This window comes from Pseudomonas sp. TE3786, from assembly GCF_054057335.1.
Genome location: NZ_JBSRZF010000001.1, coordinates 206,673 through 230,637, shown reverse-complemented (window position 1 = coordinate 230,637; position 23,965 = coordinate 206,673). Strand labels below are relative to the sequence as shown.

19 protein-coding genes are annotated in these 23,965 nt (G+C 62.2%); 13 read left to right on the top strand and 6 right to left on the bottom strand.

What is annotated here, in order from left to right; genetic code table 11:
* Nucleotides 1–3 precede the first annotated feature (3 nt).
* From ACVW0Y_RS01040 to ACVW0Y_RS01025, 4 genes are all read right to left on the bottom strand, one after another.
* Nucleotides 4–1,218 carry a CheR family methyltransferase gene (locus ACVW0Y_RS01040; RefSeq protein WP_457435464.1) on the bottom strand — a complete coding sequence of 405 codons (1,215 nt, stop codon included), beginning with the start codon at nt 1,216–1,218 and terminating at the stop codon, nt 4–6.
* The gene (locus ACVW0Y_RS01035; protein ID WP_457435462.1) at nt 1,215–1,733 is read right to left on the bottom strand and encodes a chemotaxis protein CheW; all 519 of its coding nucleotides are present in this window, start codon (nt 1,731–1,733) and stop codon (nt 1,215–1,217) included. The genes ACVW0Y_RS01040 and ACVW0Y_RS01035 overlap by 4 nt, the downstream gene beginning before the upstream one ends.
* Before the next feature lie 8 nt (nt 1,734–1,741).
* Nucleotides 1,742–3,364: a methyl-accepting chemotaxis protein gene (locus tag ACVW0Y_RS01030; protein WP_457435460.1), complete on the bottom strand. Its 1,623-nt coding sequence runs from the start codon at nt 3,362–3,364 to the stop codon at nt 1,742–1,744.
* Nucleotides 3,365–3,648: 284 nt separating this feature from the next.
* The gene (locus ACVW0Y_RS01025; protein ID WP_457435458.1) at nt 3,649–3,897 is read right to left on the bottom strand and encodes a DUF3077 domain-containing protein; all 249 of its coding nucleotides are present in this window, start codon (nt 3,895–3,897) and stop codon (nt 3,649–3,651) included.
* 566 nt (nt 3,898–4,463) lie between these two features.
* On the opposite strand from ACVW0Y_RS01025, the gene ACVW0Y_RS01020 reads away from it, so the two are divergent.
* The 12 genes from ACVW0Y_RS01020 to ACVW0Y_RS00965 all read left to right on the top strand — a co-directional run bounded on the left by ACVW0Y_RS01020 (nt 4,464) and on the right by ACVW0Y_RS00965 (nt 20,275).
* Nucleotides 4,464–6,476: an autotransporter domain-containing protein gene (locus ACVW0Y_RS01020; RefSeq protein WP_457435456.1), complete on the top strand. Its 2,013-nt coding sequence runs from the start codon at nt 4,464–4,466 to the stop codon at nt 6,474–6,476.
* A gap of 167 nt (nt 6,477–6,643) precedes the next feature.
* A complete protein-coding gene (locus ACVW0Y_RS01015) occupies nt 6,644–7,555 on the top strand; it encodes a LysR family transcriptional regulator (RefSeq protein WP_457435454.1) in 912 nt (303 codons plus the stop codon).
* 125 nt (nt 7,556–7,680) lie between these two features.
* Nucleotides 7,681–9,147, top strand: a complete 1,467-nt coding sequence (locus tag ACVW0Y_RS01010; RefSeq protein ID WP_457435453.1) for a gamma-aminobutyraldehyde dehydrogenase — start codon at nt 7,681–7,683, stop codon at nt 9,145–9,147.
* 196 nt (nt 9,148–9,343) lie between these two features.
* Entirely contained in the window at nt 9,344–10,504 is a 1,161-nt protein-coding gene (gene ydcS, locus ACVW0Y_RS01005) for a putative ABC transporter substrate-binding protein YdcS (RefSeq protein ID WP_457435452.1), read from the top strand.
* Between the two features lie 217 nt (nt 10,505–10,721).
* Entirely contained in the window at nt 10,722–11,762 is a 1,041-nt protein-coding gene (locus ACVW0Y_RS01000; protein ID WP_457435451.1) for an ABC transporter ATP-binding protein, read from the top strand.
* Between the two features lies 1 nt (nt 11,763).
* Nucleotides 11,764–12,702 (top strand): ABC transporter permease, encoded by a 939-nt coding sequence (locus ACVW0Y_RS00995; protein WP_457435450.1) that lies wholly within the window; start codon nt 11,764–11,766, stop codon nt 12,700–12,702.
* A complete protein-coding gene (locus tag ACVW0Y_RS00990; protein WP_457435448.1) occupies nt 12,692–13,501 on the top strand; it encodes an ABC transporter permease in 810 nt (269 codons plus the stop codon). Before ACVW0Y_RS00995 ends, ACVW0Y_RS00990 begins: the two co-directional genes overlap by 11 nt.
* A 149-nt stretch (nt 13,502–13,650) precedes the next feature.
* On the top strand, nt 13,651–15,075 hold the full coding sequence (locus ACVW0Y_RS00985; RefSeq protein ID WP_457435446.1) for a gamma-aminobutyraldehyde dehydrogenase: 1,425 nt from the start codon (nt 13,651–13,653) through the stop codon (nt 15,073–15,075).
* A gap of 312 nt (nt 15,076–15,387) precedes the next feature.
* A complete protein-coding gene (locus ACVW0Y_RS00980) occupies nt 15,388–16,893 on the top strand; it encodes an APC family permease (RefSeq protein WP_457435445.1) in 1,506 nt (501 codons plus the stop codon).
* A gap of 210 nt (nt 16,894–17,103) precedes the next feature.
* Nucleotides 17,104–18,759 (top strand): ABC transporter substrate-binding protein, encoded by a 1,656-nt coding sequence (locus ACVW0Y_RS00975; protein WP_457435443.1) that lies wholly within the window; start codon nt 17,104–17,106, stop codon nt 18,757–18,759.
* Nucleotides 18,760–18,842: 83 nt separating this feature from the next.
* Nucleotides 18,843–19,289, top strand: a complete 447-nt coding sequence (locus tag ACVW0Y_RS00970) for a phosphotransferase system, HPr-related protein (protein WP_457435441.1) — start codon at nt 18,843–18,845, stop codon at nt 19,287–19,289.
* Between the two features lie 152 nt (nt 19,290–19,441).
* Nucleotides 19,442–20,275, top strand: coding sequence for an enterotoxin A family protein (locus tag ACVW0Y_RS00965; RefSeq protein ID WP_457435440.1), 834 nt, complete (start codon nt 19,442–19,444; stop codon nt 20,273–20,275).
* 2 nt (nt 20,276–20,277) lie between these two features.
* Here the strand turns inward: ACVW0Y_RS00965 and recJ are convergent, their stop codons facing one another.
* Together recJ and ACVW0Y_RS00955 are read right to left on the bottom strand one after the other, a co-directional pair.
* Nucleotides 20,278–21,993, bottom strand: a complete 1,716-nt coding sequence (gene recJ, locus ACVW0Y_RS00960; RefSeq protein WP_457435438.1) for a single-stranded-DNA-specific exonuclease RecJ — start codon at nt 21,991–21,993, stop codon at nt 20,278–20,280.
* A gap of 84 nt (nt 21,994–22,077) precedes the next feature.
* Entirely contained in the window at nt 22,078–22,623 is a 546-nt protein-coding gene (locus tag ACVW0Y_RS00955; protein ID WP_457435436.1) for a YaeQ family protein, read from the bottom strand.
* 96 nt (nt 22,624–22,719) lie between these two features.
* Between ACVW0Y_RS00955 and ACVW0Y_RS00950 the strand changes: the two genes are divergently transcribed.
* Nucleotides 22,720–23,919 (top strand): CaiB/BaiF CoA transferase family protein, encoded by a 1,200-nt coding sequence (locus ACVW0Y_RS00950; protein WP_457435435.1) that lies wholly within the window; start codon nt 22,720–22,722, stop codon nt 23,917–23,919.
* Nucleotides 23,920–23,965: the final 46 nt, after the last annotated feature.

Here is a 23,965-nt window from a genome sequence, read left to right as displayed (position 1 = left end):
CGGTTACTCATTCCGGCCGGCTCCGCGCTGGGCCCTGGCTTGCAGGCGTTGGGCCGCCACCTGGTCGCCCTGGGCGGCGAGCAAGGCCGCCAACTGCGCCAGCGCGGCCGGGTGTTGCGGTTGCAGGTACAGGGCCTTGCGGTAAAAGCCCTGGGCACCGACGGCGTCGCTCTCCACCTCGCTAAGCAGACCCAACCAATAGAAGACTTCGGCCGACGGGCCATGGCTGGCGAGCCAACTATCGCAGCGCTGCCGGGCTTCGCGGCTGCGGCCCTGATTGGCCAGCGCGGCGATTTGCGCCAGTTGCTCGGCGCTGTTATCCGCCGTGGCCGGGGCGGGTTGCGCTGCCGGTTTGGCCGCGGGCTTTGCGCTAAGGCTCGGCACCGGCCGTGGCGCTGGCAGCGGCGCAGCCGCTGACGCCGCCTCGGTGCGGCGAAAGGCAAAGGACAACGGAATGCCCAGACTCTGCATGCCCACCCGGCTAAACAGGCTGGCCTCGGCGGGACCGATAAACAGCACCCCATCCTCCCGCGTCAAGCGCTTCAGCACCTCCAGCACCTGCTCCTGGGTGGCCCGATCAAAATAGATCAGCAGATTGCGGCAGAAGACAAAATCGTAGGCCTGTTCACCGGCTAGCAGGCCAGGCTGCAGCAGGTTGCCGGCTTGAAAACGCACCTGCTCACGCACCCGCTGATGCAGCAGATAGCCCGTGGCCTCTGCGCTGAAATAGCGGTTACGAAAACTCAGGGTTTCGCCACGGAACGAATTGCGACCGTAGTGCCCGATGCTGGCCCGCTCGATGGACAGCGGGCTGATATCCAGCGCATCCAGCGTAAAAGCCTCGGCCGCCAGGCCGGCATCCAACAGGCACATGGCAATCGAATAGGGCTCTTCACCGGTGGAGCACGGCAGGCTCAGCAGACGCAGCGGGCGCGTGCCGGCCAGCTCGGCAAGCCGCCGGGTAGCCAGGCGCGCCAGGGTGGCAAAGGATTCCGGGTAACGGAAAAACCAGGTCTCGGGCACGATCACCGCTTCGATCAGCGCCTGCAGCTCGGCCTCGGATTGCCCCAGCGCCTGCCAATAACCGTGCAGATCACGCCCCGGCACCGTGCCCATGCAGCGGCGCACCGCACGCTCGATCACCGACGCGCCAACGGTAATGGCGTCCAGGCCGATCTTGTCCTTAAGCAGCTGCTCGAAGCGCGGGTCGATGCTCATGGCGCGCCTTCGCTGGTGCCGATGCCGCCGTCCGTAAATAACAGCGCCTGCACCGCCGCCGGCAACAGCTGCTCGATCTGAATGCGCTGCACCAGGCCGCTGGCGCTTTCCAGCACCGGGCCGAGGTAGGGGGAATCGGCGTTGCTCAGGCCGGAATCACGAAATTCATCGGCGGCGCAGCGCAGGGTATCGCTGGCCTGTTCCAGCACCAGCCCCAGCGGCCGGCTACGGCCATCCGCGCACGGGTAACTGACCAGCACCGTGCGCGTGCTGGTACGCGCCAACGCCGGCGTACCCAGGCTGAGCTGGCAGAGATCGAGCACCGGCACCAGATGCCCGCGAAAGGCAAATACCCCGGCCACCCAAGCGGGCGCACCGACAATGGTTTTCACCGGCACCCGCGGCAACACCGCCACCACCTCGCGGGCGGCCAGGGCATAGCGCTCGGGGCCTAGGGAAAACAACAGGTACAGCGGCGCCTTGGGCCCGCGCGCCGGTTGCAGCTCGATGCTCATCGCCGGCCTCAGACCTTGAAGCTCGACACGCCGCTACGCAGGCTGCCGGCCACCTGATTCAACTCCTCAATGGCGAAACTGGCCTGACGCAACGACTCCACCGTCTGCCCCGTGGCCTCGCCCAACTGCGTCAGCGCCTGGTTAATCTGCTCGGCACCGGTAGCCTGGGCCTGCATGCCCTCGTTCAGCACCACCACACGCGGGGCCAGCGCCTGCACCTGGTCGATGGTTTGCGACAACTGCTCGCCCACCTCCTGCACCTCGCTCATGCCACGGCGCACCTGCTCGGAGAACTTGTCCATGCCCATCACCCCGGCCGATACCGCCGACTGGATTTCCCGCACCATCTGCTCGATGTCGTAAGTGGCCACGGCAGTCTGGTCCGCCAGGCGCCGCACCTCGGTGGCCACCACCGAAAACCCGCGCCCGTATTCGCCGGCTTTTTCCGCCTCGATAGCCGCGTTCAGCGACAGCAGATTGGTTTGGTCGGCCACTTTGACGATGGTGGTCACCACCTGATTGATGGTGCTGGCCTTCTCATTAAGGATGCCCAGCTTGGCATTCACCAACTCGGCGGCCCCCATCACCTGGCGCATGGTTTCTTCCATACGCAGCAGCCCCACCTGGCCGGCGCCGGCCAGAGCCGAGGCTTGCTCGGCGGAATAACTCACCTCGCCCATGGTGCGCACCAGATCCCGCGAGGTGGCGGCAATTTCCCGCGAGGTGGCACCAATCTGCGTGGTGGTGGCGGCGGTTTCGGTGGCCGTGGCTTGCTGCTGTTTGGACGTGGCGGCGATTTCGGTCACCGCAGTGGTTACCTGCACCGCCGAGCGCTGCGACTGCGACACCAGCGCAGTAATGTCATCGACCATGGCATTGAAGCCGCTCTGTACCGCGCCGAACTCATCGGCACGCACATTATTGAAACGGGTGGTGAGGTTGCCGGTGCGCATCACCGTAAGAATCTGCGCCAGATGGTTCAGCGGGCCCATGATCGCCCGCATCAACACAAAGCCGCTGATCAACGCCACCGCAATCACCAGCAGCACCGACAGCAGCATGCTCACCTTGGCCCCGGCCGCCTGGCTGGCGATGCTGGTGGTGGCCACATCGGCGCGGTCCTTGTTGTACTGCACCATCTGCAGCAACTGCTCGCGGCCCTTGGCCCACACCGGGCGCAGGTTCTCGTTCAGCGCCTTACGGGCATCCAGCGGACGGCCTTGCTGAAAGTCTTCCAGCACCGCGGCAAGCAGCGTATTGAACTGCTCACGCTGCTTGAGAAAGTCCTCCAACGCGGCTTTATCGGACTCATCAACAATCGACTTCTTGTACTCGGCCACCCGCGCCATCAGCTTTTCGTCGTTGATATGGAATTCCTGAAAGGTCGCCGGGCTGATCACCTGCTCATCGGAGAGGCCCACCACCTGCTGGGCGAGGATAAAACTGTCGACCCAACTGCTGCGGATATAGGAGCTGAAATACACCCCGGGCATGGAGTCGTTGGCCACGCTCTTGGCACCGGCCTCGATGGTTACCAGCCGCGAATAGGCCACCGCGATCATCAGAATGACGATGGCAATGATCACCGCAAAACTCGCCAGAATGCGCTGGCGCAGGGTCCAGTTCTTCACACTTCACTCCCCACTGTGAACGGTGCCTGGGCACGGCTCGAGCTACGGCGCCAAGTGGCGCGCCAATGCCGGCGACGCTATGACGATGACGCGCCCTACACAGGCGCAAGCAAATCAAGCGTAGCAGCGGGTAAGCAGATCAACGACTTAACGGGGATATTTACAGCGATTGGTTCAACCTGGGGCTGCTCGCACAACGCCAAAGCGCCGCGATGCTTTTGATCGTGTAGCTTGGGCCGGCCCGTGGTGGGCTTCGCCGAACGCGGACCGACCCAACCTAGGGGTTACGCCTTAACTTTCACCCGCACCGCCACCAGACAGGCCGCCACCAGGGCATTGGCCATTTCCAGCAGGTATTGGGCGGTATTGCGGCCAGCGTCGTTATCCAGGCTGTCGGTCATCAGCAGCCGGGTAACGCCATCCAGCAGGATCACGGTCTGTTCCAGCGCGTCGGTCAGCGGCACGTCGGCATTTACCGCAAACACCGGAACATCATCGGGTACACAGAAGGTTTGGGGTTGGGTGGTTTTCATCACAGCACCTCCCGGTTCAGAACAGGAGGATGGGGGGTAAGGGTATTTGGATAAGTCATAGCGCACCTTAAGATTGAGAAGGGCTGCCAGACATCGCCGTCAAACGAAGGGAGGCAGCTATACGCGGGTTGACGGACCGGGGACAAGGTGCGAAACCCGGCGCACCCGAAGATGCCCCGCGTACAGCCGCCATAAGAAAGAACAATCAGGAGGCTGTGCACCATGTACTTACAGGCCGTCAAACCCGATCGCTGAACCATTCAGCGACGGGCTGAACTATGCCGGCCCAAGGAAAATCCCGACAAGCCAGCTCCCGCCGACAAGCCCGTAGGCAACTAGGCGCACCGGGCGAGCATAGCCCGTAGGAATAATCACGCCAACGCCCACGCGCCACCCCGCTTGCCCGGCACCACCACTGGCTTGAAGCCCCGCACACCGCCGGCACTCAAAGACCTTTCCTACGCAATTGAAAGCACCAATCCCGCCAGCCAGCCGGAACCAAACGACATAAACCCCAGCACCACATTGCCGAAGCTTGCCGCTTCATTTTTCCCGCAGGTGGTGTCATGAAATCCCTTCCGTTTTCCCGCTCCCCCCTCGCCCAGGCGCTCTCCCCCTGGCACCTGATTCCCGCCGCTGTTCTCTCCACGCTCACCCTTCTCGCCGCCCAGCCCGCTGGAGCGGTGATGATGGATTTGGGTAATTTGCCGAACGGTACAGACACCGTGAATGCCACGACCATCAGCGGCGATGGTCAGACGGTGTTTGGGTTGGTCGGGACTCAGCCGTTTCGTTGGACGGCTGACAAGGGGATGAGCACGTTACCGGCGGAGCTTGCCGGCGCGACTATCTACGCAACCAGCAGCGATGGGCGCTATATCGTAGGCGTTTTGAGAGGCCCATTTCGCTGGGATGCCACCAACGGCGTGGTCAAAGTGGGCGATTACACTGACGGCATTGCCGCCAGTGTCAGTGACGACGGTAGCGTGGCGGTAGGCAACGTCTATGCCCCGCCAGGTAACTACACAGCCTTTCGCTGGACCCAGGCAGGCGGCCAGCAACTGCTGGGTACTCTCGGTGGCTCGCAATCCTGGGCGCTTGGCGTAAGTGGCGATGGCACCGTCGTCGTCGGCGAGAGCGACATCAACCGGAGTAACTCCATTAAACATGCCTTCCGCTGGGATATCGCCAGCGGCACCATGACCGATCTCGGCGGCTTGCCGGGCTATACCGACAGTTCCGCCAAAGCCGCCAACCGCAATGGTTCGGTAGTCGTCGGCACCAGCACCTCGGCGACCGGCGACGAAGCCTTTCGCTGGAGCACCACCAAAGGTATGCAGGGTTTGGGCACCTTGGGCGGTACCTCCAGCAGTGCCAGCGATGTAAACGCCGATGGTTCGGTGGTGGTGGGTACCTCCACCCAGGCCGACAATGCCGCCCGCGCCTTCCGCTGGACCGCCGCTTCTGGCATGACCAACCTGGGCGTATTGAGCGGTGCCACCACCAGTGCCGCCACCGGCGTGAGCGACGACGGCCGCACCGTAGTCGGCACAAGCGGCGCTCGCGCCTTTATCTGGAAAGACGCCACGCCAATCGTGCCAGAGGCCGGCCTGCCGGATGCCTACACGCCCATCGGCGTGATGCAGGATCTGGTCTACCTGCAAAGCTCCTTGATCACCAGCGCCGACACCGTCAACCACCTGATCAACAGCCAGAATCGCCGCCTGGGCGATCTGAACCAAAGCCACTGCCAACCCGGCGCGGCCCAACGCTACTGCCTGGGCCTGGACGCCACCGCCTACCGCGGCGAAGCCAGCAGCAATGGCAACCAGCACAACCTGCAATTCGCCGGCGGCATGCGCCTGAACGAGCACTACTCGGTAGGCGCCAGCGCCAGCCTCGGTGGTGCCGAGCTGGATGTGCAAAACGCCGAACAAACTAAGGCCTATGCCCTGGGCCTGTGGACCGCTTACCAGCAAAACCTCGACAACACCGGTTGGGGCGGCAGCGCCAGCGTGGCGGCCGGCACCAGCAATAACAGCTTCGAACGCGGCGTAGACCTCAGCGACGTACAACGCGCCCAAGCCAAGCTGGATATGCGCAGCAGCGCCGTGCGTATCGCCGCCAACTACGGCCTGCAGCTGGGTACTTCACTGGTCACCCCGGAAATCGCCCTCAGCCATCTGCGCGGCGAGCAGGACGGTTTTACCGAACGCAATGTGGCCTTCCCACTGACCATCGACAGTTCCCGCAGCACCGACACCTACGCCACCCTCGGCGTACGCAGCGCCACCCCGGTCAACGCCAAAGGCACCCTGCACCTGAGCCTGGCGGTGGATACCCTGCTAAGCGAAGACACCCCGGCGATTGAAGGCAGCTCCAGCGTGCCTGGGCTGACTCGTTTTACCTACAACAGCAGCCTGGATAAACGCCGCGTGGTGCCCACCGCCATGGCCGGATATAGCCATGCCATCGATGCCAACTCCACCTTGGGTGGCGGCGTGCAAGTGGCCACCGCTCAGTACCAGGGCGAGCGGGCGGTGTTTGGGTTGGGGGTGCAGTATCGGTATGCGTTTTAACCTGAGCGTTTGATGTTTCCAGGAAATCGCGGCTGACCGGTCCGGCGCTCCGGTCAGTCGCGATGCTTTTTGGGCTTATCCATTCTATTTAATCAATACCAACCCTACCCAACCGATTAATCTCATGGCATTTTCAGCGCCTACGCCTGCAAAGAGCCCGCCCCGCCATGATGACCCTGCGCCAGATCCGCCATTTTATTGCGGTGGCCGAAACCGGTTCGATCTCCGCCGCCGCTCAGGCGGTGTTTATTTCCCAGTCCACGCTGACTCTGGCCATCCAGCAATTGGAGCAGGAGATTGGCGTCAGCCTGTTCAATCGCCACGCCAAGGGCATGACCCTGACCCACCAGGGTCATCAGTTTCTGCGCCAGGCCCACCTGATTCTGGCTACTGTGGATAACGCCAAGCGCAGCCTGCAGCAAAGTACCGATCAGGTCGCCGGGCAGCTCACCATCGGGGTTACCGGGCTGGTGGCGGGTTATTACCTGGCGGACTTGATCACCCGTTTTCAACGCGCCTATCCCAATGTGGAAATCCGTGTGATGGAGGATGAGCGGCCCTATATCGAGCACCTGCTGGTTAGCGGCGAGATCGATGTCGGGGTGTTGATTCTGTCCAATCTGGAAGACCGCCACGCCCTGCAGACCGAGGTCCTCACCCACTCGCCGCTGCGCCTGTGGCTGCCGCCCCAGCACCCGCTGCTGGAGCACGACAGCATCAGCCTGGCGGATGTGGTGAACGAACCGATGATTCAGCTGAACGTGGATGAGATGGGCCTGAATGCCCAACGTTTCTGGTCACGCGCCGGGTTGCAGCCCAATGTCACCTTGCGCACCGGCTCTACCGAAGCGGTGCGTAGCCTGGTGGCAGCAGGCCTGGGGCTGTCTATTCAGCCGGATATGACCTATCGGCCCTGGTCGCTGGAGGGCGACATCATCGAAGCCCGCGCGGTGGTGGATTTAACCCAGACCCTGGACGTCGGCCTGGCCTGGCGTCGAGGCACGGCGCGGCCTGCGCTGGTAGATCCGTTCCTGACGGTGGCACGCGAACAACTGAATAACCGTCGGCCATCTATTTAATCGAACGCTGCCTTCAGTATTAAGAATTTGTAGCCCGCAAGACCGCCCACTAGTCTCTGTTGCCATTCGTATCCAGGCATTTCTGCGTGCAGCGTATGCCCTAACAACAACAGTGAGCGAACTCGATGGCCGGTGCCGCAACCCCCACGCCTTTTTCCAGCGAGCTGTTGATTGACGGTCGCCTGGTGGCTGGCGAAGGCTTTGTAGAGCCGATCCTCAATCCCGCCACGGGCGAAACCCTGATCCGCATCGCCGAAGCCTCTACCGATCAGGTAGAAGCCGCTATTTATGCCGCCCACCGCGCCTTTGCCGGCTGGTCGCGCACCACCCCGCAACAACGCTCCGTGATCTTGCTGAAAATCGCCGAGGCCATTGAGCAGCGCGCCGACGCGTTGGCCCAGTTGGAAGCGCTGAACTGTGGCAAGCCGCTGCACCTGGCGCGCCAGGATGATTTGAATGCGGCGGTGGATGTCTTTCGTTTCTTCGCCGGCGCGGTGCGCTGCCAGACCGGCCAGCTCGCCGGCGAATACCTGCCGGGTTACACCAGCATGGTGCGGCGCGATCCTATAGGGGTCGTGGCCTCGATTGCGCCGTGGAATTACCCGCTGATGATGGCCGCGTGGAAAATCGCCCCGGCCCTGGCTGCCGGCAATACCCTGGTGTTCAAACCCTCCGAGCACACTCCGCTGTCGATTCTGAGCCTGGCGCCGGTACTGGCCGAGCTGTTGCCGCCGGGGGTGATCAACCTGATCTGTGGCGGCGGCGAGAGCGTCGGCAGCCACTTGGTCAGCCATCCGAAGGTGCGCATGGTGTCGCTGACTGGCGACATAGTCACCGGGCAGAAAATTCTTCAGGCCGCCGCGAAAACCCTTAAACGCACCCACCTCGAACTGGGCGGCAAAGCGCCGGTGATCGTTTGCAACGACGCCGACCTCAAGGCCGTGGTCGAGGGTGTGCGCAGCTACGGTTACTACAACGCCGGTCAGGATTGCACCGCCGCCTGCCGCATCTACGCCCAGGCCGGTATCCACGACCGCCTGGTGGCCGAGCTGGGCGAAGCGGTGAGCAGCCTGCGTTTTGCCCGCAAGCGCGATAGCGATAACGAGATCGGCCCGCTGATCAGCGCCCGCCAGCGCGACCGCGTGGCCAGTTTTGTCGAGCGCGCCCTGGGCCAGCCGCATATTGAACGCATCACCGGTGCCGCCGTGCATTCGGGCCCCGGCTTCTATTACCAGCCGACCCTGCTGGCCGGCTGCAAACAGAGTGACGAAATCGTCCAGCGCGAAGTGTTTGGCCCGGTGGTCACCGTTACCCGTTTTGACGAGCTGAGCCAGGCGGTGGATTGGGCCAACGACTCCGAATACGGCCTGGCCTCGTCGATCTGGACGCAGAACCTGGACAAGGCCATGCAGGTGGCCGCCCGCTTGCAGTACGGCTGCACCTGGATCAACAGCCATTTCCTGCTGGTGAGCGAGATGCCCCATGGCGGCCTCAAGCGTTCCGGCTACGGTAAGGATCTGTCCAGTGACTCGCTGGAGGATTACAGCGTGGTGCGCCACATCATGGCGCGCCATGGTCAGCTCACGGATTAAGCGTTTTTCAGTTTTTTATAAGAAAAATCGAGCGTAACGAGCGAAGGTCAGGCAAGGCGGCGGGGTTGGAAAAAGCGCAGTTGGCACCTGCCAATGAGCATTTTTTCAACCCCGCCAACGCAGCATGACCGAGCGCAGTAGCTCGAACGCAACGCGACATAACTGCCCCGACAAAACAGAGAAGAGGGATACCTAAATGTTCGTGAAAAAAACCGCTCTATTAAGTGCGCTCGCCACCGCGCTGCTAGCCAGCGCCAGCTTGCAGGCCGCCGAAGCGCTGAAGGCTGTAGGTGCCGGCGAAGGCGCTCTGGATATCATTGCCTGGCCTGGCTATATCGAACGTGGCGAAACCGATAAGAACTACGACTGGGTGACCCAGTTCGAGAAAGACAGCGGCTGCAAGGTGAACGTGAAAACCGCCGCCACTTCGGACGAGATGGTCAGCCTGATGACCAAGGGCGGCTACGACCTGGTCACCGCCTCCGGCGACGCCTCGCTGCGCCTGATCTACGGCAAGCGCGTGCAGCCGATCAACCCCGAGCTGATTCCCAACTGGAAAACCCTCGACGGCCGTCTGAAAGATGCGCCCTGGTATGTGGTCGACGGCAAAACCTACGGCGCGCCCTACCAGTGGGGCCCGAACGTGCTGATGTACAACACCAACGTATTCAAGAAAGCCCCGGACAGCTGGAGCGTGTTGTTCGACGCGCAGAACCTGCCGGACGGCAAGCCGAACAAAGGCCGCGTGCAAGCTTATGACGGCCCGATCTATATCGCCGACGCCGCGCTCTACCTGAAAAACGCCCAGCCCGAGCTGAACATCAACGACCCCTACGAACTCAACGAAACCCAGTACAAAGCCGTGCTCGAGGTGCTGCGCAAACAGCACGACTTGATCCACCGCTACTGGCACGACACCACCGTGCAAATGAGTGACTTCAAAAACGAAGGCGTGGTGGCTTCCAGCGCCTGGCCATATCAGGCCAACGCGCTGAAAACCGAAGGGCAACCGATTGCCACCACCTTCCCCAAAGAAGGCGTAACCGGCTGGGCCGACACCACCATGCTGCACGCTGAAGCCAAGCATCCGAACTGTGCCTACAAGTGGATCAACTGGTCGCTGGAACCCAAGGTGCAGGGCGACCTCGCCGCCTGGTTCGGCTCGGTGCCAGCGGTACCGGTAGCGTGCAAGGCCAGTGAGCTGCTGGGTGCCGAAGGTTGCGCCACCAACGGCTATGACCAGTTCGACAAGATCGCCTTCTGGAAGACCCCGCAGGCCAAGTGCAAGACCCAGGATGCGTGCGTGCCTTACAGCAAATGGACGCAGGACTTTATCGCGATCATGGGCGGTAGGTAGTTCTTCGCTCCTCCACCGCCCTGTGTGGGAGGGGCTTCAGCCGCGAGCTTTTTTTCAAGATCAAGCGCATCGCGGCTAAAGCCCCTCCCACAAAAATCCCTACCGGCGTTCGTTTTTTGTTTGTGTTTCACACCCACCCAACCCGACCGCATTTTGTGTCGGCAAACCCTGATCGGGTCGGGCGGTGGTGGGTGGTTTTTGATTCCTGGAGTTTGTTATGACCCTTGCAGTGCAATTCACCGATGTGTCCCGTGTGTTCGGCGACGTCAAGGCCGTAGACCGGGTGTCCATCGACATCCAGGATGGCGAGTTCTTTTCCATGCTCGGCCCGTCGGGCTCAGGCAAAACCACGTGTTTGCGCCTGATCGCCGGCTTCGAGCAGCCGAGCGCAGGCTCTATCCGTATTCATGGTGCCGAGGCCGTGGGCCTGGCACCGTACCAGCGTGACGTCAATACGGTGTTTCAGGACTACGCCCTGTTCCCCCATATGAACGTGCGCGACAACGTGGCCTATGGCCTGAAAGTAAAAGGCGTGGGCAAAAGCGAGCGCCTTAGCCGCGCCGAAGAAGCCCTGGGCATGGTGGCCCTGGGCGGTTACGGCGAGCGCAAGCCCGTGCAGCTTTCCGGCGGCCAGCGTCAGCGCGTGGCCCTGGCCCGTGCACTGGTCAATCGTCCGCGCGTATTGCTGCTGGACGAACCCCTCGGCGCGCTGGATCTGAAGCTGCGCGAGCAGATGCAAAGCGAGCTGAAAAAGCTCCAGCGCCAACTGGGCATCACCTTTATTTTTGTCACTCACGACCAGACCGAAGCGCTGTCGATGTCCGACCGCGTGGCGGTGTTCAACAAGGGCCGCATCGAGCAGGTCGATACCCCGCGCAATCTCTATATGAAACCGGCCACGCCCTTTGTCGCGGAGTTTGTCGGCACCTCCAATGTGCTGCGTGGCGAGCTGGCGCAGTTGCTGACCGGCAGCGCGACGCCCTTTTCGATTCGCCCGGAACATATCCGTCTGCTTGATGCCACCAATAGCGAAGGCGTGGGCAGCGATGTGCTGGTCAGCGGCCTGCTGCATGACGTGCAGTACCAAGGCGCGGCCACCCGTTTTGAAGTGCTGTTGGAGAACGGCCAGAACCTCAGTGTCAGCCAGGCCAATACCCAGTGGCAGCAGAATGCCCCGGCCTTCCAGGCGGGTCAGCAGGTTAGCGTGCGCTGGGCGCGTGAGGCCATGGTGGCGCTGACCGATGTCGAGGGCCGGTGAGATGACCGCCTTGTCCCTGCATTCATCAGGCGGGCCGTTGCATCGCCTGTCGAACCTGCTGTACCGCAAGCCCAATCTGTACCTGGCGATGCTGCTGGTGCCGCCGCTGCTGTGGTTTGGCGTGATCTATTTCGCCCCGCTGCTGACCTTTCTCTGGCAGGGCGTGTACACCTACGACGAAGTGGTGATGGAAGCTGTCCCGATTCTGACGTGGGACAACCTGTTGGCTCTGCTAGAGCCAGCTAACTACGACATTATTTTGCGCACGCTCAGCATGGCCATTGTGGTGTCCTTGGCCAGCGCCGCGTTGGCTTTCCCGATTGCCTATTACATGGCGCGCTACACCACGGGCAAAACCAAAGCGTTTTTCTATATCGCGGTGATGATGCCGATGTGGGCCAGTTACATCGTCAAGGCCTACGCCTGGACCTTGCTGCTGGCCAAAGGCGGCGTGCTGCAGTGGTTCGTCGATCAACTACACCTGACGCCCGTGTTGCAGTTCATCCTCGGCATTGAAGGGGTGGGTGGAAGCACCTTGGCAACCTCGCAATTGGGCCGCTTTTTGGTGTTCGTTTACATCTGGCTGCCCTTCATGATTCTGCCGATCCAAGCCTCTCTCGAGCGCTTGCCACCGTCACTCTTGCAGGCCTCAGCCGACCTCGGCGCACGACCTTCGCAAACCTTTGTGCAGGTGATTCTGCCGCTGTCGATTCCGGGCATCGCCGCGGGCTCGATCTTCACGTTCAGCCTCACCCTGGGCGACTTTATCGTCCCGCAGCTAGTGGGCCCGCCAGGGGTATTTCTCGGCAATATGGTGTACGCCCAGCAAGGAACGGCCAACAACATGCCGATGGCCGCCGCCTTCACCCTGGTGCCGATCGTGCTGATCGCCATCTACCTGTCCATCGTCAAACGTCTGGGGGCTTTCGATGCACTCTGAGCGCGCTTCCTGGGGTCTGAAAATTGCGGCCTGGGGCGGGTTGGTGTTTTTGCACTTCCCGATCCTGATCATTTTTGTTTACGCCTTTAACACCGAGCAGTCGGCGTTCAGCTTTCCGCCGCAAGGCTTCACCCTGCACTGGTTCAGCGTCGCCTTCAGCCGGGTGGATGTATTGGAGTCGATCAAGCTCAGCCTGCAGATCGCCTGCCTGGCCACGCTGATTGCCATGGTGCTCGGCACCCTGGCCGCCGCCGCGCTGTACCGGCGGGATTTCTTCGGCAAGGAAGGCGTGTCGTTGATGCTGATTCTGCCGATTGCCTTGCCCGGTATCGTTACCGGCCTGGCGCTGCTTACGGCGTTCAAAGCGCTGGGCATTGAGCCGGGGATTTTCACCATCGTGATCGGTCACGCCACCTTCTGCGTGGTGATTGTTTACAACAACGTGATCGCCCGTTTCCGCCGCACCTCCCACAGCCTGATCGAGGCCTCGATGGACCTGGGTGCCGACGGTTGGCAGACCTTTCGCTACATCATACTGCCCAACCTCGGCTCGGCCTTGCTGGCCGGCGGCATGTTGGCGTTTGCCTTGTCGTTCGACGAAATCATCGTCACCACCTTTACCGCCGGCCATGAGCGCACCTTGCCGCTGTGGCTGCTTAACCAACTGAGCCGGCCACGCGATGTGCCGGTGACCAACGTGGTCGCCATGCTGGTGATGCTGGTGACCATGCTGCCGATTCTGGGCGCGTATTACCTGACCAAGGGCGGGGAAAGCGTGGCGGGTAGTGGCGGCAAATAAATACCGAGAGACCGTACGAACATCCCGTAGGAGCGGCTTCAGCCGCGATTGGCCGGACCTGGAAACGCAGCTACGAAGCCGATCAAAAGCATCGCGGCTGAAGCCGCTCCTACGAGAACTGCACAACACCTGAAAGAGGGGATTAAGCCATGCAAACCAAACTGCTGATCAATGGCCAACTGGTGGCCGGTGAAGGCGCCGCGCAAGCGGTGCTCAACCCATCGTTGGGCACTGAGCTGGTCACCATTACCGAGGCCAGCGAGGCCCAGGTGGATGCCGCCGTACGCGCCGCCGATGCAGCCTTCGACAGCTGGTCGCAGACCGCACCGAAAGACCGCTCGCTGCTGCTGCTGAAGCTCGCCGATGTGATCGATGCCAATGCCGAAGAACTGGCGCGCCTGGAGTCGCAGAACTGCGGCAAGCCGTATAGCGCCGCACTGAATGACGAGCTGCCGGCGATTGCCGATGTATTCCGTTTCTTCGCTGGTGCCAGCCGCGTAATGGGCGGTTCGGCGGCCGGTGAATACCTGCCGGGCCACACCTCGATGATCCGCCGCGACCCGGTGGGCGTAGTCGCCTCCATCGCCCCCTGGAACTACCCGTTGATGATGGCCGCGTGGAAGTTGGGCCCGGCCCTGGCCGCCGGCAACACGGTGGTGCTCAAGCCCTCCGAGCAAACCCCGCTGACCGCTTTGCGCCTGGCCGAGCTGGCCGCCGATATCTTCCCCGCCGGGGTCATCAACGTGGTGTTCGGCCGTGGCCCGACTGTGGGCGCACCGCTGACCAACCACCCGAAAGTGCGCATGGTTTCGCTCACAGGCTCGGTGGCCACCGGCAGCAATATCATCGCCAGCACCGCCGACACCGTGAAACGCATGCATATGGAGCTGGGCGGCAAGGCCCCGGTGGTGATTTTCGACGACGCCGATATCGACGCGGCGGTCGAAGGCATCCGCACCTTCGGCTTCTACAACGCCGGCCAGGACTGCACTGCGGCCTGCCGTATCTACGCGCAAAAAGGCATCTACGAAAAGTTCGTGGCCAAGCTGGCCGAGGCCGTGAGCACCATCAAATACGGGGTGCAGGATGACGAAGGCACCGAGCTGGGCCCGCTGATTACTCAGCAACATCTGGATCGGGTTGCCGGCTTTGTCGAACGTGCCCGTGCCATCCCCCATATCAAGGTGCTGACCGGCGGCAAGAAGGTCGATGGCCCGGGTTTCTTCTTCGAACCGACCGTACTGGCCGGCGCGCTACAGGACGACGAGGTGGTCCGTCGCGAGATCTTCGGCCCGGTGGTTTCGGTGACCCAGTTCGACGATGAAGCGCAAGCACTGGCCTGGGCCAACGATTCGGACTACGGCCTGGCTTCTTCGGTGTGGACCCATGACGTCGGCCGCGCCCACCGCTTCGCCGCACGCCTGCAGTACGGCTGCACCTGGGTGAACACGCACTTTATGTTGGTCAGCGAAATGCCCCATGGCGGGCAGAAGCTTTCCGGCTACGGCAAGGATATGTCCATGTACGGCCTGGAGGACTACACCACGGTTCGGCATGTGATGTTCAAGCACTGATTCAAGCCACCACCACCGTCATCCCAGCGCAGGCTGGGATCCAGAATTTCGGACCCTACGAATTGGGCGGTCCGACTCTCGATTCTGGATTCCGGCCTACGCCGGAATGACGGTGGTGGCTGTGACGTTGCAGGTACCCATTTCACCCTCCCCCGGCGCTGTTTGCGTGCCCGACAGCGGGGTGAACTGCGGGCTTTTTCCGGGATGCGGCAAGTTCGGCGAGGCGGTTTTTACGCCCGTGGCGAACTTAATAACAACAGCCCCAAGGGGCACATCAAAACAGCTGCCATCACTCTTAGAGGAGCTTCAAAAATGAGCGATCACATCGCCGACCGCGACGCGGAGCAGTTACGCGCGCTGGGTTATACGTCCAATTTCAAACGCAGTATGAGCGTCACCGAAAACTTCGCCCTGGGCTTTACCTACCTGTCGCCGGTAGTGGGCGTGTACACCCTGTTCGGCCTGTGTCTGGCCGCCGGTGGCCCCCCGATGTTCTGGGCTTATCTGTTGGTAGGTCTGGGCCAGTTGCTGGTGTGCCTGATCTTCGGTGAGGTAGTTTCGCAGTTCCCGATTTCCGGTGGTGTTTACCCTTGGGCACGCCGCCTGGTGGGCAAGCGCTGGGCGTGGATGGTGGGCTGGGTGTATGCCTGGGCATTGGTGGTAACCATCGCCGCCGTGGCAGTGGGTGCTGGCCCGTATATGGCTGCCATGCTCGGGTTTGAGCCAAGCAACAGCACCAATATCGGCATCGCCCTGGTGCTGACCCTGATCGCCACTGTGGTCAACCTCAGCGGTACCAAGGTGCTGGCGCGTATCGCCATGTTCGGCTTTATCTGCGAACTGCTGGGTGCCTTGGTGGTGGGTATCTACCTGCTGGTGTTCGAACGTCATCAGCCGTTCAGCGTGCTGTTCAATACCTTCGATATCGCCATCGACGGCTCGTACCTGCCGGCCTTCCTTACCGCCTCGCTGGCGGGCATGTTCCTCTACTACGGCTTCGAGGCCTGCGGCGATGTGGCCGAAGAAACCCCGAACGCCAGCCGCAGCATTCCCAAGGCCATGCGCATGACCATCTATGTCGGTGGTGTGGCGGCGATGTTCGCTTGCCTGGCGCTGATTCTGGCCGTGCCGGACATGAGCGCAGTAATCAACGGCACCGACAAGGACCCGGTCACCACCATCCTCAACAACGCCTTTGGTGTCACCGGTTCGAAAGTGGTGATGGCCATCGTCATGGTCTCGTTTATCTCCTGCGTACTGAGCCTGCAAGCGGCGGCCAGCCGTCTGCTGTACTCCTACGCCCGTGACGAGATGATCATCGGCAGCAGCCTGCTGAAAAAGCTCTCGCCGACCACCCATGTGCCGACCACCGCGCTGCTGGTGTGCGGCGTGCTGCCGGCAATCGTGATCTGCCTGGGCTTTGTGTTGCAGGACGCGGTGGCGACCATCGTCAGCTTTGCCGCCATCGGCATTTACCTGGCCTTCCAGATGATCGTCAGCGGCGCGTTGTTTGCCCGTCTGCGCGGCTGGAAACCGAGCGGTGCCTTCACCCTCGGCGGCTGGGGCATGCTGGTGAACATCGGCGCGCTGGTGTATGGCGTGCTGGCGATCATCAATATGGCCTGGCCGCGCTCCCCGGATGCCGCCTGGTACGTCAACTACGGCATGCCGTTGTCGACCGCCATCGTTATCGGCTTGGGTCTGCTGTACATGGTTGCGCGCAAACCCTACGAAACCGGCACGGCACCGGCGGGTGATGCGTGGAAGTTGGCGGGTAGCAAACATGCGCCGAATGGCGCGCTAGGCGACGCGGTTTAACGCGTACCAACGCCCGGCTAACCCCGGGCGTTTTTGTTTCTGTTGGGCGACTATCCTTGGCGGCAACTAGAAACGTCGGACAATCCAACTGCATCAAAAACGCTACACACCAGAGATTGCGCGGTCTGTAGAACTAGAGGCATGATGCGCCGAAGGCACCCACAGTTCGCTCCGAGCAGCCGGCTGTGCCCGCTGCTCATGGAAGATGCCATGCCCGAATCGCTGTTGTGCCAGGACCGGCCCATCACCTCTCGACGTGCAAACAGGCGGCACCTGTGGCTGCTCGCCCTGTTGTTGCCATTGCTCGGCAGCGCACCCTGCCCCGCCGCCGTCATGCCTCCCAGCGGACATCTGCCCACCATCGACTTTCAGCTGCGCTGGAAGCATCAGTTCCAGTTCGCCGGCTATTACGCGGCCATTGCTCAGGGTTACTACCGCGAAGAGGGTTTTGAGGTGCGCTTGCATGAGGGCGCGCCGGGCAAGACGCCGGTCGAGGAAGTGCTGGCCGGCCGCGCCCAGTATGGCGAGAGCAATAGCGAGCTGCTCTACGAGCGCCTGAATGGCAAGCCGCTGGTGGCCCTGGCGGCGATCTTTCAGCACTCACCCTCGGTGCTGTTGGCACGTACCGATGCCGGAATTCGCACGGTGCACGATCTGGTGGGCAAGCGCGTGATGCTGATGAATGCGCAAACCGATGCCGACTTTCTGACCATGTTCAGCCGCGAGGGCATCGACCCTTCCACCCTCGATCTGCGATCCAGCAGTTACGAGGTCGATGATCTGGTCAGCGGCAAGGTGCAGGCCTTCAATTCCTACCTGACCAACGAGCCGTATTACCTGGAACAAAAGGGCGTGGCCTATAGCGTGCTGTCGCCGGCCACCTACGGCATCGATTTCTATAGCGACATTCTGTTCACCAGCGAGGCCGAGGCCACTGACCACCCCGAGCGGGTGGCTGCGTTTCGCCGCGCCACCCTCAAGGGTTGGCGTTACGCCATGGACCATCCGGATGAAATCATCGAGCTGCTGCTGAGCAAGTATCAGGTACAGAAAACCCGCGAGCATCTGCAGTTCGAAGCCCAGGCCATGCGCGGGCTGATCCTGCCGGATCTGGTGGATATCGGCCATATGAACCCCGGGCGCTGGCAGCGCATGGCCGAAGCCTTCAAGGAACAGAATATGGTGCCCAGCGTAAGCCGCCTCGACGGCTTTCTCTATGACGCCAACCCACCGCAGCTGGTGGAGCGCCTGCGCACCATCATCGTGTTGATCAGCCTGGGTTGCGCGGCGATTCTGGTGGTGGTGCTGGTGCTACTCAGCAGCCAGCGACGCCTGCAACGGGAGATCCAGCGACGCATCGTGGCCGAGGAAGAAGTACGCGCCCTGGCCTTTCACGACAGCCTGACCGGCCTGCCCAACCGCAACAGCTTTATTCCCTATGCCACGCAGAAACTGCTCAGCGCCAAGCGCAACGACGAGCGCCTGGCCCTGTGTTACCTGGACCTGAACAAATTCAAAGAGATCAACGACTCCTACGGCCACCAGGCTGGCGATGCGATTCTGGTGCATGCGGCCAACGCCATCAGCGCCAATATCCGCGAGGCGGATATGGCCGCTCGCATGGGTGGCGACGAGTTTGTGGTGCTGCTCGATGGCGTGCACGATGCCGATGATATCTACCGCGTGACCGAGCAGATCTGCCAGGCCATCGCCCAACCGCTGCACTGGCAGGGTCGCGAGCTGAGCGTCTCGGCCAGTCTGGGGGTGGCGATTTATCCACAGGCCGGCGAGCACCTGGACGAGCTGATGTCCAGGGCCGACTCGGCGATGTTCTACAAAAAGGCCGCGATGCTGGCGCTGCGCTAGGGCCCACCCCCGGTCGATCAGGCTGAACCATCTGCCCTGCCCCTGAGTCCACCCTTCAGTTACCGCTGACTGAAGGAATGGCTATGAGCACGCAGAAACGCTATGTCCCGCAAGAAATCGACGACATGCAAGACCGCATGGGCTCTATCGAGCAGCTGGACTTCGATGAGGGTAAAGATCAACGCAGTGGCCGCGTCGGCGACCTCAAATCGCCCGCTGAAATAGCCCGCGAACAGCCGGCCAAACGGGTCCGCGAAGCCGGCCAGAGCGGCGGCGAAACCTTGGGTGAAGGCGACAACGAAGACGGCGTGAGCCTGGACGACCTGAGCCCGGAAACCCTGATCGACGAAAGCGGCGCGCGCTCGGCCACCGAGCCAGGCGGCAGGACCGCAGCGGATTGGGATTTGAGCATTGTCGATGAAGCCGATATCGGCGAAGGCTATGGGCTGGATGAGGAAGAGCTGGCCCATGTGCAGCCGTTGGATGGTAAGCCGTACGATAAGAAAGCGTCGGACGGTACGCCCGAGTAGCTGTTTTGCTTCCACTGCTCTTTCCCGCTTCAGCAACTTTGGTCACAGCGGTCTCGGAAACAGCTGCTGGGCCCGTCCAGCGCAGTGAGACAGCATCAAGCCTCAATACAGCCTGCATCACTTCGGACGCAGGCTCAGTGAGGTGAAACGAAATGGCATTCTCCGCTACGTTTCTTGCCAGTCTGGGCATGGCTGCCCTGCTGGCCAGCAGCCCTGTGCTCGCCCAGCCTTTGTATAACGAAGTATTCCGTGCCGACACACGCTCGCCCGAGGACGTTTTCGTAAACGGCTTCAGCAACGACGGTCAACAGTTGAGTTTGCTCGATCATGTGTTCGGTGATTCCTGCAGTGCAAACACCACCGAAGTCGACCATAGAACGGGATGGATAAGCACCACAGGCAGCTTTTACCAAGCCAGGGCGTTTGCCGCTCGCCAACTGGCCAACGGCAGAGCGTTTCAGAATCAACACCGTATGTGGATCTACACCATCCGCCCGGACGACACCTATTTCGAAATTCGTGATGTCTTTATGCAGGCGGCAATGGCAGCTGACGCGAACGAGCAGGGCTATGTCTCGAGTCAGGCGAGCCGTATCAGGATGTTGGTCTCGACCTTACCGCCTGAAGAACAGCAGGATGTGGTGACTCGCCGCGTCGCTGCACAAAACATCGTATCGGCCGTTGCCGCTACCGCAACGTTCGACGGCGCCGGTTGGGACACCGTCGTAGCCCCTACCGCACAAAACAATCCCCGCTTCGTGCAACCGATCAACCCTATGAGTAACCGTGGTGCCAACCTGCAAAGCATGGTGCCTGGCCACAACCTGTATCACTACTCGATGCAAACCCAGTCCTGCAGCCAGGCCTGCGATGGCGCTACTTCGGCCAGCCAGCGGGTCAAACGGAGCGCCATCGCTGAGCCCCTGTACTGCGCCAGCGAGCCCTCCGCCGCCCAGAGACTAATAGGCAGCGAAGATGGGGATTGACGTTACCGCGCCGCCATATGGGCAATCATCAGTTGCACCGTTTCCTGCCCGCGGTATTCGTTGACGTCGAGTTTGTAGGCCAGCTCCACCCAGCGCACGTTGGGGTTGGGCCACACGTCGCGGTCGATGCCAAAGGCGATGCCGTCGAGCTGCACAGAACCACACTCGCTTTTCAGCAGCACTTTCAGGTGCCGTTCGCCCACCACCCGCTGCTGCACCAGTTGGAATACGCCGTGGAATAGCGGCTCGGGAAAGTGCTGGCCCCAGGGCCCGGCATTGCGCAGGGCGCGGGCCAGTTCCAGGTGGAACTCTTCCACCGCCAGGGCACCATCGGAAAGCAGGCGGCCGGTGAGGTCGTCTTCTTCCAGTTGGCGGCGCACTTCGGCGTCGAAGGCGGCGGCAAAGGCACCGAAGTTTTCCTGCGGCAGCGACAGCCCGGCCGCCATGGCGTGGCCACCGAACTTGCTGATCAGCCCGGGGTGCTTGGCAGCCACGGCATCCAGCGCATCGCGAATATGGAAACCCGGCACCGAGCGCGCCGAGCCTTTCATCAGACCGTCACCGGCGTCGGCGAAAGCGATGGTCGGCCGGTGGTACCGCTCTTTCATCCGCGAGGCGAGGATGCCGATCACGCCTTGGTGCCAGTCCGGTTCGAACAGGCACAGGCCGAATGGCATCGACTCCAGCGGCAAGTCTTTGAGCTGGGCCAGGGCCTCGCGCTGCATGCCCTGCTCGATGGCTTTGCGGTCCTGGTTCAACTGGTCCAGCTGCACGGCCATATCGCGGGCCAGGGCTTCGTCTTCGCAAAGCAGGCATTCGATGCCCAGGCTCATATCGTCCAGACGGCCAGCGGCGTTCAGGCGCGGGCCGAGGATAAACCCGAGGTCGGTGGAGGTTATGCGCTCGGCCTGACGCCCGGCCACTTCGAGAATCGCCCGCAGGCCCGGACGGGCGCGGCCGGCGCGAATCCGCGCGAGGCCCTGATGGACCAGAATGCGGTTGTTGGCGTCCAGCGGCACCACGTCGGCAACGCTGCCCAGCGCCACCAGATCGAGCAGCTCGGCGAGGTTCGGCTCCTGCACACCGGCACGGGCAAACCAGCCCAGTTCACGCAGGCGGGCGCGCAGGGCCAGCAGCACGTAAAAGATTACCCCGACACCGGCCAGCGCCTTGCTCGGGAAGGTGCAGCCGTGCTGGTTGGGGTTGACGATGGCGTCCGCCGCCGGCAGCTCGGGGCCAGGCAAGTGGTGGTCGGTGACCAGCACACTGAGCCCCGCGGCCTTGGCCGCCGCCACGCCCTCGACACTGGAGATGCCGTTGTCCACGGTCATCAGCAACTGCGGCTGGCGCTCCAGGGCTACGGCGACGATTTCCGGGGTCAGGCCGTAGCCGTATTCAAAGCGGTTGGGTACCAGGTAGTCGACATGCGCAGCGCCCAGCAGACGCAGGCCAAGCATCCCGACGGTGCTGGCGGTGGCGCCGTCGGCATCGAAGTCGCCGACGATCAGAATCCGCTGCCGCTGCTCCAGGGCCTGCACCAGCAGGGTGACGGCGGCATCGATGCCCATAAGCTGCTGATAAGGGATCAGCCGGGCCAGGCCCTTGTCCAGCTCAGCCGCCGACTGCACGCCACGGGCGGCGTACAGACGAGTGAGCAAGGGCGGCAGGTCGCCGAGGTTGGGCAAGGTGGCGGGCAGTGGGCGGGCTTCGATACGCATGGGCTAAACAGGTTCTACAAGAAGAGGCGTAGGGCGAATAAGCGTTCGCGCTTATCCGCCATCGATAACGGACTGAGTGAGGCCTTACTCGCCCCGATCCCCCATCAACCACTCCAACTGCACTTCATGCTGACCACGCTCATCGGTCACATAAATGGTGCCTTCGCTGATCATCACCGCCCAGTTGATGGCGCGCGGCATGTCTTTGGCCAGGTTTTCCAGGGCCTCTTGTGGCACCGCAGCGATATTGACGTTCTTCAGCATCTTGGCCGCGTCCACTACCTTGCTCTGCCACACGCGCAGGCTGCCGTAGGCCAGCAGGCTGGTGCGTTCGGTGCGGCGCGAGCACCAGGTCAGTCGGTCGGCGTCCGGCAGGCCCACTTCGATCCAATGCAGCACGCGGCCATCCAGGCTCTTTTCCCACAGGGCCGGCTCATCGACATCCGACAGGCCGCGGCCGAAGGCCAGCTCTTCGCTGTACCACAGGGCATAGGCGAGCAAACGCACGGTCATGCGCTCTTCGGTTTCCGAAGGGTGGCGGGCGATGGTCAGGCGCGAGGTGGCATAGACGCCACGGTCGAGGTCGGTGAGGTTGAGGTCGACTTTGTAGGTCGTGGAAGGCTGGGCCATGGTTCGGCTTCTAGGCAGGAGGAAAGGCCGCAAGTCTACCGCAAGCGACCGCTGCGGGTTAGAGTCGCGGCCATTGTCTGCCGACGGATACTGCCCATGAGCCTTGCCAGCAAACCCCTCGCCGGGGTCAAAGTGATCGAACTCGGCACCTTGATCGCCGGGCCCTTCGCCGCGCGGATCTGCGCGGAATTCGGTGCCGAGGTGATCAAGGTGGAATCTCCCGATGGCGGCGACCCGCTGCGCAAATGGCGCAAGCTGTACGAGGGCACCTCGCTGTGGTGGTTTGTGCAGGCGCGCAACAAGCAGTCGCTGACCCTCAACCTGAAACACCCGGATGGCCGCGAGGTGCTGCGCAAGTTGCTCAGCGAAGCCGATATCCTGATCGAAAACTTTCGCCCCGGCGTGCTGGAAAAACTCGGCTTCGGCTGGGACGAACTGCACGCGCTGAACCCGAAACTGGTGATGGTGCGCCTCTCCGGTTTCGGCCAGAGCGGGCCGCTGAAGGACCAACCGGGCTTTGGCGCGGTGGGTGAGTCCATGGGTGGTTTGCGTTATATCACCGGCTTCGAGGATCGCCCGCCGGTGCGCACCGGTATTTCCATTGGTGACTCGATTGCCGCGCTGTGGGGCGTGATCGGTGCCTTGATGGCATTGCGGCACCGAGAAGTAAACGGTGGCCAGGGCCAGGTGGTGGACGTGGCGCTGTACGAAGCGATCTTCGCCATGATGGAAAGCATGGTGCCGGAGTTCGATGTGTTCGGTTTTATTCGCGAGCGCACCGGCAACATCATGCCCGGCATCACCCCCTCCTCCATCCACACCAGCAGCGACGGCAAGCATGTGCAGATCGGTGCCAACGGCGATGCGATCTTCAAGCGCTTTATGCTCGCCATCGGCCGCCCGGACCTGGCCGATGACGCCAGCCTGGCCAGCAACGACGGCCGGGATCTGCGCCGTGACGAGCTGTATGGGGTAATCGACCGCTGGGTCGGCGCGCTGCCGCTGGAAGCGGTGCTGGCGGCACTGACGGCTGCCGAGGTGCCGGCCAGCCGGATCTATTCGGCCGAGGATATGTTCAGCGATCCGCAGTACCTGGCCCGGGAAATGTTCCTCAGCGCCAAACTGCCAGACGGCAAGGCGTTCAAGATGCCCGGCATCGTGCCCAAGCTGTCGGAGACGCCGGGCAGCGCCGAATGGGTGGGGCCGCAGTTGGGTGAGCATAACCAGACGGTGCTGGCGCGGTTGGGGTATAGCCCTGAGCAGATTGTGACGTTGAAAAGCGCTGGGGCTATCTAGCGCCCCACAAGCATCGCGCTTATCACAACTGTGCGCCCGTTCTGGA